Annotated in this window: 14 protein-coding genes; 3 read left to right on the top strand and 11 right to left on the bottom strand. The window is 58.2% G+C overall.

The features are described 5' to 3' along the window. Window positions 1-96: 96 nt before the first annotated feature. A complete protein-coding gene (purU, locus tag HW452_RS11995) occupies window positions 97-951 on the bottom strand; it encodes a formyltetrahydrofolate deformylase (RefSeq protein WP_224106345.1) in 855 nt (284 codons plus the stop codon). A 272-nt stretch (window positions 952-1223) separates the two neighbouring features. Here purU and HW452_RS12000 point away from each other — a divergent pair, with 272 nt between their 5' ends. Next, on the top strand, window positions 1224-2804 hold the full coding sequence (locus HW452_RS12000; RefSeq protein WP_224106346.1) for a ribonuclease J: 1581 nt from the start codon (window positions 1224-1226) through the stop codon (window positions 2802-2804). A gap of 52 nt (window positions 2805-2856) precedes the next feature. On the opposite strand, the gene moaE is transcribed toward HW452_RS12000, so the two are convergent. The 10 genes from moaE to HW452_RS12050 all read right to left on the bottom strand — a co-directional run bounded on the left by moaE (window position 2857) and on the right by HW452_RS12050 (window position 10676). Next, on the bottom strand, window positions 2857-3312 hold the full coding sequence (gene moaE / locus HW452_RS12005; protein ID WP_224106347.1) for a molybdopterin synthase catalytic subunit MoaE: 456 nt from the start codon (window positions 3310-3312) through the stop codon (window positions 2857-2859). Window positions 3313-3315: 3 nt separating this feature from the next. Next, the gene (gene moaC / locus HW452_RS12010) at window positions 3316-4116 is read right to left on the bottom strand and encodes a cyclic pyranopterin monophosphate synthase MoaC (protein ID WP_224106348.1); all 801 of its coding nucleotides are present in this window, start codon (window positions 4114-4116) and stop codon (window positions 3316-3318) included. Between the two features lie 4 nt (window positions 4117-4120). Further along, window positions 4121-4681 carry a molybdopterin-guanine dinucleotide biosynthesis protein B gene (mobB, locus tag HW452_RS12015; RefSeq protein WP_224106349.1) on the bottom strand — a complete coding sequence of 187 codons (561 nt, stop codon included), beginning with the start codon at window positions 4679-4681 and terminating at the stop codon, window positions 4121-4123. A gap of 49 nt (window positions 4682-4730) precedes the next feature. Beyond that, window positions 4731-5963: a uracil-xanthine permease family protein gene (locus HW452_RS12020; protein WP_224106350.1), complete on the bottom strand. Its 1233-nt coding sequence runs from the start codon at window positions 5961-5963 to the stop codon at window positions 4731-4733. 91 nt (window positions 5964-6054) lie between these two features. Next, window positions 6055-6684 (bottom strand): uracil phosphoribosyltransferase, encoded by a 630-nt coding sequence (upp, locus tag HW452_RS12025; RefSeq protein WP_106375307.1) that lies wholly within the window; start codon window positions 6682-6684, stop codon window positions 6055-6057. Between the two features lie 99 nt (window positions 6685-6783). Continuing rightward, window positions 6784-7467 carry a uracil-DNA glycosylase gene (gene ung / locus HW452_RS12030; protein ID WP_224106351.1) on the bottom strand — a complete coding sequence of 228 codons (684 nt, stop codon included), beginning with the start codon at window positions 7465-7467 and terminating at the stop codon, window positions 6784-6786. Continuing rightward, entirely contained in the window at window positions 7460-7948 is a 489-nt protein-coding gene (gene gpt / locus HW452_RS12035; protein WP_224106352.1) for a xanthine phosphoribosyltransferase, read from the bottom strand. Before gpt ends, ung begins: the two co-directional genes overlap by 8 nt. Window positions 7949-7956: 8 nt before the next feature. Then, window positions 7957-8502 carry an adenine phosphoribosyltransferase gene (locus HW452_RS12040; protein ID WP_224106353.1) on the bottom strand — a complete coding sequence of 182 codons (546 nt, stop codon included), beginning with the start codon at window positions 8500-8502 and terminating at the stop codon, window positions 7957-7959. A 51-nt stretch (window positions 8503-8553) separates the two neighbouring features. After that, window positions 8554-9852, bottom strand: a complete 1299-nt coding sequence (locus tag HW452_RS12045) for an NCS2 family permease (RefSeq protein WP_224106354.1) — start codon at window positions 9850-9852, stop codon at window positions 8554-8556. Window positions 9853-10049: 197 nt separating this feature from the next. Next, window positions 10050-10676: a riboflavin synthase subunit alpha gene (locus tag HW452_RS12050; protein WP_224106355.1), complete on the bottom strand. Its 627-nt coding sequence runs from the start codon at window positions 10674-10676 to the stop codon at window positions 10050-10052. Between the two features lie 457 nt (window positions 10677-11133). Between HW452_RS12050 and HW452_RS12055 the strand changes: the two genes are divergently transcribed. Both HW452_RS12055 and HW452_RS12060 read left to right on the top strand, forming a co-directional pair. Then, window positions 11134-12177 carry a methionine ABC transporter ATP-binding protein gene (locus HW452_RS12055; RefSeq protein WP_224106356.1) on the top strand — a complete coding sequence of 348 codons (1044 nt, stop codon included), beginning with the start codon at window positions 11134-11136 and terminating at the stop codon, window positions 12175-12177. Then, window positions 12158-12811, top strand: coding sequence for a methionine ABC transporter permease (locus HW452_RS12060; RefSeq protein WP_224106357.1), 654 nt, complete (start codon window positions 12158-12160; stop codon window positions 12809-12811). Before HW452_RS12055 ends, HW452_RS12060 begins: the two co-directional genes overlap by 20 nt. Window positions 12812-12850 lie beyond the last annotated feature (39 nt).

Consider the following 12850-nt stretch of genomic DNA (forward strand, 5'->3'; position numbering starts at 1 on the left):
CGACGTCTGGCAACTGCGGATAAAAAAGCGGGTGACCACTCATTGGCCAACCGCTTTTTTTATATCCCCAGAACGCCGTCGAGGCGCCTTTGGTACCTAGCTGAACACGACCGTCTTGTTGCCATAGATCAGTACGCGATCTTCCAGGTGCCAGCGCAACCCGCGTGCCAGCACCGCCTTCTCTACATCGCGCCCGAAACGCACCAGATCAGTGGGGGTGTGGCAGTGGCTTACCCGATGAATGTCCTGCTCGATGATCGGACCGGCATCCAGCTCTTCGGTCACGTAGTGGCAGGTGGCGCCAATCAGCTTTACGCCTCGCTCATAGGCCTGATGATAGGGCTTGGCGCCGGCAAACGAAGGCAGGAAGCTGTGGTGGATATTGATCACCTGACCGGCATAGCGCTGGCAAAGCGATGGCGGCAGGATCTGCATATAGCGAGCCAGCACCACACAATCCGCGCGAGCCATGTCGATATGCTCCTGCACGGCGTCAAACGATGCCTGCTTGTTGTCCGGGTCAACCGGCACGTGGTGGTAAGGAATGCCGTACCATTCGGCAATCGAGCGCATGTCTTCATGATTGGAGATGACGCTGACGATATCGCAATCAAGCTCCCCTGACTGCCAACGGTAGAGTAGATCCACCAGGCAGTGCGATTCCCGCGATACCATCAGTACCACGCGGCGGCGCTGCTGGGTATCCACCAGCGACCACTCCATGCTGAACTCCGCGGCAATGGGCTCGAATGCGTGGCGCAGCGTTTCTGCAGACATGCCAAGCGAATCGGCCTGGATTTCATAGCGCATGAAAAAACGCCCGGTCTGCAGGTCCGAGTGCTGGCTGGCCTCGGTAATGGAGCCACCCTGCTGGGCGATGAAGCTGGATACACGGGCAACAATACCTACCTGATCGGGGCAGGAAACGACTAAACGATAATAGTGAGACATGACAGATGCTCTTGACTTATTGCAACGGTGCTGCAGGCAGCGAACGCCTGATCACACCGTCGTAGAATAGAGCGCCTAGTGTACCGGAACCGCTTACGCGAAGCACCGTTATCCAACGTTAGGGTCATTGTTAGCGGCTCCTGCCTTCCGTATAGTTGAGGAACTACTTTTTAGGCTTTTCATGACTGATGCATCCACCACGCGTTCAACTTCGTCCCCGCCGTCGCCCACCTCTGCGCATACTGCCGCTGGGCGGGTGCGGTGAAATTGGTATGAATCTAACGCTGTATGGATATGACGATCACTGGATCGCTGTCGATTGCGGCATGATGATTCGCCAGGATCTACCCGACTCTCCCATTCAAGTGCCTAACCCGGATACGCCCGAAACGCTGGGCATCAAACCACAGGCACTATTCATTACCCATGGCCACGAAGACCATATCGGTGCGGTCGCCTGGCTATGGCCGAAATGGAACTGCTCCGTTTACGCCACCCCGCTGGCCGCGGGTTTACTGCGCATGAAATTTGCAGAACACCAGTTGAGCAGTGCCGCAATACAGGTCATCGAGCCGGGTGAGGCCATGGAGAGTGCGCCTTTTTCGCTGCGCTTTCTGCCGTTGACGCATTCGATCCCGGAAAGCTGTGCGCTGATGATGCTGATTGGCGACTACCGCGTTCTGCATACCGGTGACTGGAAGCTCGACCCCGAGCCCATGATTGGTGCACCGTTCGATGCCACACACTTTCAGGCGCTTGCCCCGATCGATCTGGTGGTGGGTGATTCAACCAATGCACCGGTTCCCGGGCATTCGGGCAGTGAAGGCGATGTAGCGCGTGCGCTTGCCAGAACGCTCGGCCAGTGCAAGGGCCGCGTGGTGGTTTCATGCTTTGCCAGCAATCTGGCGCGGGTGCTGGCAATTGGCCAGGCCGCTCAGCAAAACGGTCGAAGAATCAGCCTCATGGGGCGCTCCATGGAGCGCATGGTGGCCATCGCTCGCGGGCTTGGTTACATGGACGAGCTGCCGCCGCTGGTCCCGCCCCACGACCTGGGTTACTTGCCACCGGATGAAGTGGTGATCATCGCAACCGGCAGCCAAGGAGAGCCGCGCGCTGCCCTTCAGCGTCTCGCCCAGGGCCGGCATCCGTTTATCGACCTGGAAGCGGGTGATAACGTCATCTTCTCGGCCAAGACCATTCCCGGCAATGAGCGGCCCATCGAGCAGCTCAAGCGGCGCTTTGAGCAGCTGGGCGTGAATGTGTTTGACGAGGTCAACCATCCAGAACTCCACGCCACCGGCCACCCCGCCCAGGAAGAACTCATCAAGTTCTATCAGTGGGTAAGGCCCAGGCACCTGCTTCCGGTGCATGGCGAAGCCCGCCATCAGCAGTCGCATCAGGAGATCGCCGAAGGGCTCGGTATCAATGCGCCGCTGACACCGGTCAACGGCGACATGCTGGCACTGGACAACGAGGGTCTGCGCTGGGAAGCGCGTCATCCCCAGCCCCCCTTCATCGTCGATCAGAATAGCGTGGTGCCCCATCCGGGTCTGGAAGACACAAGGAGCAAGGCCCGGCGCGGCAGCCTGTACCTCGCCCTCCCCGTTGCCGCCAGCGAAACCGGCTGGTGGCGCATCGGGCGCCTGATGCTGGATAGCAGCAGTGCAAGCCCGGTGGATGAAGACAGCTTCAGTGAATGGCTGGATGATCAGCTAGACACTATCGAAGCCGAGACCCTGGCTGATCTTCGCTTTGCACTGCAGCCACGCCTGGTGCACTGGCTCGCCGAGCATATGCAGCATATGCCCGACGTTCATTTGCAGATCATGGCAGCCGAGGCGCCGAGCCCCTGAACAGGGGCAAGAAAGCATCTTGTCGCGGCTGGGACATAAGCGAGGTGACTGGCTAGGCCCAGCGTGCCGCATCGTCAAGATCCGTTGCACGCTCTTTTACCCAGTACTCGCCCTGCGCTGAATGCTCCTTTTTCCAGAAAGGGGCCTTTGTCTTCAGGAAATCCATGATGAAGTCACACGCTTCAAACGCCTCACGCCGATGAGCACTGGCGACCAGCACCCGGACGATGGGATCACCAGGCGCGAGATACCCCACTCGGTGCACGATATATATGGCCTGAAGCGACCAGCGCTGCCAGGCCTGCTCTCCGATATCTTCAAGCGTCCGCTCGGTCATGCCAGGATAGTGTTCGAGAGTCAGCCCCGTGACGTCGGGTGTCTCGTTGAAATCGCGAACCAGTCCCGTAAAGCATACCAGCGCGCCGATATCGGTACGTTGTGCCAGCGTCTGCTCATAGCCATCCGCCAGGGAAAACGCGTCCTCTTGGATACTCACCTGAATATTCATGGCTCAGCCCCCGGTTACGGGTGGAAAAAAGGCCACTTCGTCTTCATCGGTGATACGCGCCGTATCGTTGGCCATTACCTGATTGATCGCGCATAGCGTGCGTTGATCGGAGAGTACGTTAAAGCGCTTGTCCTGCTGACTCAGCGCTGCTTTCAGGCCAGCGACATCCCGGCTCGGCAACGTCTCGAGATCCAGCACAGTGTCACTTGCTCCAACGCGTTCGCGAAGCTCGGCGAGGAACTTGACGCGCACACAGGGCGAGGGGCAGCGTTCACCCAGGGTCACTTTACCCGCACTGCCTTCGCCGGTCACGATAGGCGCTGCCGGCACAGGCTCACGCTGATAATCCCCACGCATGCCGCCCTGCTTGCTCTCCAGCTGCACCGCTTCGATACGCATCTCCTTGTCGACGGCCTTGCACATATCGTAAAGCGTCAGGCAAGCCACCGACACGGCCGTCAGCGCCTCCATCTCGACACCGGTGCGGCCATTCAGGCGGCACAGTGCAGACACCCTGACGCAACCACCTGCATGGTCGATGTCGAACTCGACGGCCACCTTGGAAAGCGCCAGTGCGTGACAGAGCGGAATCAACTCATGGGTTCGCTTGGCCGCCTGAATTCCTGCAATGCGCGCCGTGGCGATTACATCGCCCTTGGGAAGCTTGCCATCGCTCAACAGTTTGAGCGTTTCGGGCTGCATCATGATGCGCCCGGAGGCCACGGCTTCACGGCGAGTTTCGCGCTTGTCGCCAACATCGACCATATTAGCCTCGCCACGCGTATTGAGGTGGGTTAGCTGCATGTTGTCACCTTTCATTTAAAACCACTCGGTCGGGCTGAGCCCCAACCCATGAAATTACCCAGCGGGCAATTGCTTCGATGTCATTGAGATCGAGCCGCTTCACATGAGAAGCAAGCTCGATCAAAGAGTCCTGTTCAAGCGCCACCGCCTGGAGCTGGGCGTCATCAAGCAGCGAGGCGTCTCCCACACCCTCTCGATAGAGGGCAAGCTTGGGGATAGGCCAGGCCTTGAAGCCTTCGACGATCACCAGGTCCGGCTGGTGATGCGCCATCATGGAGAGCAGCGCGTCCAGATCCGGTTCGTTCTGACCGGGCGTCTCCTGCATCAAGGCAAACCGCTCGCTTGAAGCGATCAGCATCGGAGAGGCCCCTGCACTACGTAGTTTGTAGCTGTCCTTGCCGGGCGTGTCCACGTCGAAGCTGTGGTGGGCGTGCTTGATAACCCCTACGTCAAGCCCGGCATTTCGCAGGCACGGCAGCAGCTGGGTCAACAACGTGGTTTTCCCGGTACCGCTCCACGCCGCGATGCCCAGCACGGGAAACGCGGTAGCTGGCTGACTCATCATATAGCGCTCCTGGCGATGTCAGTCGTGTTGGCGGTGGTCACTGCGCGGGCTATTCGCCCTCTTTTTCGCGCGGCAGTACCCAGTTTAAAACAATACCGACCAGCGCGGCCAAACTAACGCCCTGAAGGGTGAACTGCCCGCCCCCGAACTGCATGCCACCGATCCCGAAGACCAGAATCAACGAGACCACCACCAGGTTGCGCGGAGCGGTAAGCGACTGCCCGGCTCTGACCAGCGTATTCATGCCCACTACCGCAATGGAGCCGAACAGCAGGGTCATGATTCCGCCCATCACGGGCCCGGGAATGGTCTGTAACAGCGCCCCCAGTTTGGCGACAAAGGCCAGCACAATGGCGAGGAGCGCGGCTGTAATCATGTAATTGGGGTTGAACGCGCGGGTCAAGGTGACAGCGCCTGTCACCTCCGAATAGGTAGTATTGGGCGGGCCACCGAACAGAGCGGCGGTAGTCGTTGCCAGTCCATCACCCAGCAGCGTACGGTGCAGCCCTGGCTTTTCAAGATAATTGCGCCGCGTGACCGAACCGATCGCCACCATATCACCAATGTGCTCGACGGCTGGCGCAATCGCCACCGGAATCATGAACAAGATGGCGGCCCAGTGAAAGCTGGGTGCGGTAAAGCTTGGAAGCGCCAGCCACGCGGCTTCATGTACAGGGGTAAAATCCACAACCCCCATGATCAGTGACAGCGCGTAACCGGTCACGATGCCCCCCATGATCGGAATCAGGCGCAGCAGGCCTCGGCCGAACACGGCCAGCACCAAGGTCACCAGAAGGCTTGCCATGGAGAGAAAGATCGCCTGCCCATAGCCAATAGTGTCACTGGTTTCACCGGTGGCCATGCTGACCGCTACCGGTGCCAGCGCCAGACCAATCACCATGATGACCGGCCCCACCACAACGGCCGGCAACAGGCGATTGAGCCAGCCGGTGCCACGCAGACGCACCGCCTGGGAAATGAGCACGTAGACCAGCCCCGAAGCCATCAACCCTCCCATGGTGGCCGGGATACCAAAGTTTGCAATGGACCCTTGAATCGGTGCGATAAAGGCAAACGAGGAGGCCAGAAATACCGGCACCGTCTTGCGGGTGACGGCATGAAATACCAGTGTTCCCACCCCGGCGGTAAACAGTGCAACGCTTGGGTCCAGCCCGGTCAGCAATGGCACCAGTACGAGCGCGCCAAAAGCGACAAACAGCATTTGCGCACCGGTCAGCAGCACTTTCGGCCATGAACCGGGCTGGCTGGCAGCATCATTCATCACACAACTCCTGAAGATTTGTTGTTCATATGGAAGGGGCAAAAAAATGCCCCTGACGCCGGGGCGTAAGGGGCATTTTCAACCAGTGCGCTTAGCGGGTACCGAAGATCTTGTCGCCGGCATCGCCAAGGCCCGGCACGATATAACCGTTCTCGTCGAGACGGTCATCGATCGAGGCGGTATAGATCTCGACGTCGGGATAGGCATCCTGCACCCGCTTGATGCCTTCAGGCGCTGCCACCAGAACGATCACTTTCATGGACTCGCAGCCGCGCTCGCGCAGCATATCGAGCGTTGCCACCATGGAACCGCCGGTCGCCAGCATCGGGTCGATCACGATGGCCATGCGCTCTTCGATATCGTTGGCAAACTTGGAAAAGTAAGGTACCGGCTGAAACGTTTCTTCGTCGCGATAGAGGCCGACAACGCTGACCCGTGCACTGGGGATAAGATCGGTAACACCTTCGAGCATCCCAAGGCCCGCGCGCAGGATGGGCACGACCGTCACTTTCTTGCCTTTCAGGCGGCGCGTGGCGATAGGCTCACCGTTCCAACCCTGAATTTCGTGGTCCTCAAGCTCCAGACCTTTGGTTGCTTCATAGGTGAGAAGCTTGGCTACTTCGCCTGCCAGTTCACGAAAGCTCTTGGTGCTCAAATCCACTTCGCGCATCAGTCCCAGCTTATGCTGAACAAGGGGATGATTAATGGCGTAGACACTCATGGGGCTTCCTCACTGCAGGGGATATCAGGATGACAGCATGCGCTGCCATCAACAGGCATACAAAATTGCGCGCCATTCTACCCGCATCTGACCAGCAGGTTAAGCGCTTTCCGGCAGTTGCCACTCAATTGGCGTACGCCCCTGCTCCTTCAGAAACTGATTTGCCCGGGAAAACTGATGATTGCCGAAAAATCCCCGGTGAGCCGAGAGGGGTGAGGGGTGCGGAGATTCCAGCACCAGGTGGCGCGTTTGATCGATCAGCGCCTTTTTCTGACGCGCATGGCTGCCCCACAGCAGAAAGACGCTGGGCGCCGCGTGCCGACTGACCGTTTCGATGGCCCGGTCGGTAAACGTCTCCCACCCCTTGCCCCGGTGAGAGGCCGCGTTCCCCTGCTCCACGGTCAACGCGGTATTCAAGAGCAGCACGCCCTGTTCGGCCCAGCTTGTCAGGCTGCCGTGAGCCACTGGCTGGAAACCGACATCCTCTTCGAGTTCCTTGTAGATATTGGCAAGCGACGGGGGCACTCGCACCCCCGCCTGAACGGAAAAACTCAATCCATGCGCCTGATGCGGGCCGTGGTAAGGGTCCTGGCCCAGGATAACGACTTTCACTTCACTCAGCGGTGTCAGCTCGAAGGCGCGAAACCAGTTGGAGGAGTGAGGATAGATGACTTTTCTGGCCGCTTTTTCCTCGGCCAAAAACTGCTTGAGCGCCTTCATGTAATCGGCGTCAAACTCATTCCCGAGCCATTGGCTCCAGTCGTTGGTCAGCGGATTAGTCATAATTCCTTTTAACTTGGTCGACGAGTGGCTCAACGTAGGCAATTCCCATATCCCAGGGAAACTGGATCCAGCACTGCTGAGCCACTTCAGTGAGATACTGATCTACCAGAGGACGACCCTCCGGTTTAGCATAGATCGTCACGAAATGCGCTTTAGGCAACATTTCACGCACCGCACGCGCGGTCTTGCCAGTATCGACCAGGTCATCCACCAGCAGCCAGCCTTCGCCATCATGCTCGACGCCCTTCATGACATCGAGGCCACCCTGCTCCATGTGATCGTAGCTCTTGATGCATACGGTATCAATCAGGCGGATGTTGAGTTCGCGAGCGATCAGGGCAGCGGGAATCAGCCCGCCACGGGTAATCGCCACAATGCCCTTGAAGTCACGCTCGATCATCTGATGACAAAGCTGGCGCACGTCACGGTGCAGCTGATCCCAGGAAATCGTGAAATGTTGATGATAGCGTTCGCTGCTCATGAGTGGCGTTACTCGTCTTCGTTGAAAGAACATACCGCGAATACGCTAAACCCTGCATCGCGAATTTTTTGAGAGCCGCCCAGTTCAGGCAGATCAATGATGGTTGCGGTTTCCACAACCTGCCCACCGCAACGCTGAATCAGGTTGGCCGCGGCCAGCATGGTGCCGCCGGTGGCGATCAGGTCATCCATCAGAAGAATACGGTCATCCTTCTGAAAGGCGTCCGCATGAAGCTCGACTTCAGAGTGGCCGTACTCCAGCGTATAGGTTTCACTGACGGTCTTGAAGGGCAGTTTGCCTTTCTTGCGTACGGGCACGAAGCTGCAACCCAGTTCATAAGCCAGCGGCGCACCGATAATGAAGCCGCGGGCATCGATCGCCGCGATGGCATCCAGATTCATTTCCTGATAGCGGTGCACGAAGCTGTCAATCAGCTTGCGAAACGCCGCGCTGTTTTGCAACAGCGGGGTAATATCGCGAAAGTTGACGCCCTGTTCGGGCCAGTCAGGAACGGTGCGAATAACCGACTTGATGTAGTCGCCGTAGATGCTCATCGCGTCTCTCATAGATTGGTAAGAATAGCTTGGTAAAAATAGCCCGGGCGTTTAGCCCAGGAACAGGAACTTCACAGCAAACAACAGCGCCAGGATCACGACCGCCGGGTTCAGGTCGCCAAAGCGGCCCGATAGCGTCTTGATACCCACAAAGCTGATGAACCCAAGGGCGATACCGTCGGCAATCGAGAAGGTAAGCGGCATGGCAAGCGCTGCAATCAACACCGGGGCGGCATCGGTCGGGTCATCCCAATTGGCGTGGGCAAGGCTGCCGGCCATCAGTACCGCGACATATAAAAGTGCCCCCGCCGTGGCATAGGCAGGAATCGAGCCGGCCAGCGGCGCAAAGAACAGGCTGACCAAGAACAGAACGCCGACCACCACCGCCGTGAGCCCCGTGCGGCCGCCGGAAGCAATTCCCGCCGTTGATTCAATGTAGCTCGTGGTCGTCGATGTACCCAGCGCGGCACCCGCCATGGAAGCGGTGCTGTCTGCCATCATGGCGCGCCCGATACGCGGGAGCTTGCCATCCTTGTCCAGCAGCTTGCCGCGGTGGGCAACGCCTACCAAGGTGCCCGAGGTGTCAAACAGATCCACGAACAAAAAGGCAAAGATGACGCTGAGCATGGCGACGTCCAGCGCGCCCATCAAGTCCATTGCCATGAAGGTAGGCGCGATCGACGGCGGCATCGACATGATGCCGGCATACTGGTTATGACCCAGCAGCATGGCCACGATGGTGATGCCTAGAATGCCGATCAGGACCGCGCCCTTGACTCGCAGATAGGCAAGCGCGGTAATCACGAAAAAGCCCAGCAGCGCATAGAGCGGCGCGGGCTCGGAAAGGTCGCCCATGGCGACGAGCGTGGCCGGATTGGCGACCACGATACCCGCGTTCTTGAGCGCGATCATGGCAAGAAACAGGCCGATACCTGCCGCAATACCGAGACGCAACGACATCGGGATCGAGTTGATGATCCACTCGCGGATCTTGAAGATACTCAGCAGGAAAAACGTCAGGCCCGAGAAGAAGACGGCCCCCAGCGCCGCCTCCCAGCTATACCCCATGCCGAGCACCACGCCATAGGTAAAGAAGGCATTCAGCCCCATGCCCGGCGCCTGGGCAATGGGATAATTGGCCCATATCCCCATCACGAAACAGCCAATGGCCGCGGCCACGCAGGTCGCAACAAACACCGCGCCATAATCCATGCCCGCTTCCGAAAGGATGCTCGGATTCACGAAAATGATGTAGGCCATGGTCAAGAAGGTAGTGATTCCGGCCACCACCTCGGTCTTCACATTCGTGTTCAGCTCGGTCAGCTTGAAATAGTTGTCCAGAAATTTCATGTAGGTTTTTATCCTTCGCGCAAACGCAGAATGCGTTCCCTTGGAGCGAGAAAAGCCGCACATATTACCGAAAGGCACTGCGGGATGCGAGCGCCGGACGCGCAGCCGGTTACGGCGAAACGTCTTTCGCCAATCACTAGGCTAGCAATCTTCAGGCCAGACACTGCCGGATCTGCTGGCTAGCCGTCATCAACCGTTTATAACCGCTTGGCAAGTACCCGCTCGACGGTCTCGACGATGACTTGGGTCTGAGGATCGATTTCAATATTGACCTCGTCGCCAGGTACGCGCTCGCTCAGGACGGTGCGGCTCAGCGTCTCGGGAATCAGGTTGACGCTAAACTCGATCCCGCTGTCATCGGTACTGCGGCGCACATCCCCCACCGTCAGGCTGATACCATCCACCCCGATGTACCCCTTTTCGAAGACAAACCGACCAATGGTATCGGGCAGAGAAAACCAGAGCCGGCGATTGTTGGGCGCCTCTTCGATGGCCACCACTGGCGCCATGCAGATGATGTGGCCGGACATGGAGTGCCCGCCGATTTCATCACCGAAACGCGCGGCACGCTCTATGTTGACACGATCACCTTTTACAACTGCACCAAGGTTGGTCAGCCGAAGCGTCTCGCGCATCAAGTCAAAGCTGACGTTATCTCCCTCGATTGCGGTGACGGTCAGACAGACCCCGTTATGCGCCACCGAGGCGCCAATTTCCAGTCCCTCGCGCATGTCAGGCGACAAAGCCACCACGTGGGTTCGAAATTCTTCAAGCTCATGCACCTCGATGACGACGGCGGTGCCCTGCACGATCCCGGTAAACATAATCCCCCCTTGCTGCGCTAGCCTAAAGGCGCTTATTCAAACATGAATCCATAAAGGTGCAAGTGTACGCCGATAGCTTTACCGTTGCGCCCACGACGCAACGGCAATATCTGCCCCGTTCGGCCACGCCGCCCTGGCAGCCGTATCGAACTCAAGAGCAAAATGAACCGCAGCACGGCGCATGATCACGCTTTTCACCTGAGCATAGGCATTCCTGCATGAAAAAATCCGGTTTCAATTGACAACCCAGAACGTGCTCTTTAGACTTTCGGCCCATGTAATGACGCCGATTTGTACCCAGATTGCGGGCGTCCACCAGGCCTCTGGCCTGGTGAAGTGCAGCTAAAAGGGTGTGTCCAGCGTTGATGGCCACCCGTAAGGGTGGCCTTTTTTTATTCCCCGCCCCCGCACCTGCTTCCCCGTACTCCGTCTAAGGCCTCCCATTAAGGCAGACGCCATGATTGAACTCAGCAACGTTAGTAAAACCTACGGCAGCGGCGATAGCGCCGTACATGCTCTCAAAGATGTCGATTTACGCGTGCCCAAGGGCACTATCCACGGCGTTATCGGCCTTTCCGGTGCCGGCAAATCCACCCTGATTCGCTGCGTCAACCTCCTGGAACGCCCGACCCAGGGCAGCGTGATGGTCGATGGCCAGGAGATGACGCGCCTAAACGGCAGCGCCCTGAACCAGGCACGTCACCGCATCGGCATGATCTTTCAGCATTTCAACCTGCTGACCACGCGTAATGTCTTCGATAACGTCGCCCTCCCCCTTGAGCTGATGGGAGAAAAACGCAGCGTCATCAAAGACCGCGTACTGCCCTTGCTCAAGATGGTAGGTCTGGCGGACAAGGCACAACAGTACCCCGCGCAACTGTCCGGCGGCCAGAAACAGCGCGTAGCCATTGCTCGCGCCCTGGCCAGCAAACCCGGCGTTTTGCTCTGCGATGAGGCAACGTCTGCCCTTGACCCGCAAACGACCGGCGCGATTCTCGAGCTTCTACGCGACATCAACCAGCAGCTCGGCATTACCATCTTGCTGATCACCCACGAAATGGAGGTGGTCAAGTCGATCTGTCACCGGGTCAGCCTGATCTCCAACGGCGAACTGGTCGAAGATGCCGAGGTGGGAGAGTTCTTCACCGCCCCAACCACCCAGCTGGGCCGAGAATTTCTCAACGACTTCCTGCAGCTCACGCCGCCCAAGGAGCTGCTGGAGCGGCTTGAAGGCGCACCAGGGCCCAGCACTCACCCAGTCGTGCGGCTCACGTTTTCAGGCGATGCCGTTTCTACCCCGCTCATTTCGCGTCTGGCACGCGACTGCAACGTCGACGTCAGCATTCTGCAAGCCAAGGTGGAATCCATCCAGGACCGTACGCTGGGGCTCATGATTGCCGAATTACTGGGGTCAGAGACACAAACCCGGGAGGCCATGGACTATCTTCAATCCCACCAACTACACGTAGAGGTACTGGGTCATGTCCAGCGCACTAGTTAACCTTATTCTTCAGGCCACGCTGGATACGCTGTATATGGTGGCGATTTCCGGCGTGATCTCGACACTGGTCGGGCTTCCTTTGGGCATTCTGCTTTATACCACGCGACCACGCCAAATCCTGGCGCAGCCGGTGCTTAACCAGGTGCTGGGCATCATTACCAACGTGGGCCGCTCGATTCCCTTCATCATCTTGATGGTGGCGATCATTCCTTTCACACGAATGCTGGTCGGCACGTCGATCGGCATTAACGCAGCATCAGTCCCTCTAACCATTGCCGCCATTCCTTTCGTGGCAAGACTGATCGAAGGAGCCCTCAACGAAGTATCGCCAGGGCTGATCGAATCGGCGCAATCAATGGGCGCCACTCCTTGGCAGATCATTTGCAAGGTGCTCGTGCCCGAGGCACGCGGGGGCATCATCACCGGTTTGACCATTACACTGGTCACCCTCGTGAGCTATTCTGCCATGGCAGGCGCAGTAGGCGGCGGAGGCCTTGGGGACCTGGGAATTCGCTACGGCTACAACCGCTTCAACCCGACCATCATGCTGATAACCGTTGTGATTCTGGTTGTCATGGTGCAGGGCTTTCAAAGCCTGGGCGACTATCTGGTGCGCAAGAGCGATCGCAAGTGATGATAGTACGCGGCTACACAGATCTATAATAAAAATGCA

This window comes from Vreelandella aquamarina (genome assembly GCF_020075495.1).
Classification (GTDB): Bacteria; Pseudomonadota; Gammaproteobacteria; order Pseudomonadales; family Halomonadaceae; genus Vreelandella; species Vreelandella aquamarina_A.

Excerpts from the sequence above, each read along its gene's own strand:
- purU (WP_224106345.1), bottom strand. The coding sequence starts at position 951 with ATGTCTCACTATTATCGTTTAGTCGTTTCCTGCCCCGATCAGGTAGGT.
- HW452_RS12055 (WP_224106356.1), top strand. The coding sequence starts at position 11,134 with ATGATTGAACTCAGCAACGTTAGTAAAACCTACGGCAGCGGCGATAGC.
- moaC (WP_224106348.1), bottom strand. The coding sequence starts at position 4,116 with ATGCAGCTAACCCACCTCAATACGCGTGGCGAGGCTAATATGGTCGAT.
- mobB (WP_224106349.1), bottom strand. The coding sequence starts at position 4,681 with ATGATGAGTCAGCCAGCTACCGCGTTTCCCGTGCTGGGCATCGCGGCG.
- upp (WP_106375307.1), bottom strand. The coding sequence starts at position 6,684 with ATGAGTGTCTACGCCATTAATCATCCCCTTGTTCAGCATAAGCTGGGA.
- HW452_RS12020 (WP_224106350.1), bottom strand. The coding sequence starts at position 5,963 with ATGAATGATGCTGCCAGCCAGCCCGGTTCATGGCCGAAAGTGCTGCTG.
- gpt (WP_224106352.1), bottom strand. The coding sequence starts at position 7,948 with ATGAGCAGCGAACGCTATCATCAACATTTCACGATTTCCTGGGATCAG.
- HW452_RS12050 (WP_224106355.1), bottom strand. The coding sequence starts at position 10,676 with ATGTTTACCGGGATCGTGCAGGGCACCGCCGTCGTCATCGAGGTGCAT.
- HW452_RS12060 (WP_224106357.1), top strand. The coding sequence starts at position 12,158 with ATGTCCAGCGCACTAGTTAACCTTATTCTTCAGGCCACGCTGGATACG.
- moaE (WP_224106347.1), bottom strand. The coding sequence starts at position 3,312 with ATGAATATTCAGGTGAGTATCCAAGAGGACGCGTTTTCCCTGGCGGAT.
- ung (WP_224106351.1), bottom strand. The coding sequence starts at position 7,467 with ATGACTAATCCGCTGACCAACGACTGGAGCCAATGGCTCGGGAATGAG.
- HW452_RS12000 (WP_224106346.1), top strand. The coding sequence starts at position 1,224 with ATGAATCTAACGCTGTATGGATATGACGATCACTGGATCGCTGTCGAT.
- HW452_RS12040 (WP_224106353.1), bottom strand. The coding sequence starts at position 8,502 with ATGAGCATCTACGGCGACTACATCAAGTCGGTTATTCGCACCGTTCCT.
- HW452_RS12045 (WP_224106354.1), bottom strand. The coding sequence starts at position 9,852 with ATGAAATTTCTGGACAACTATTTCAAGCTGACCGAGCTGAACACGAAT.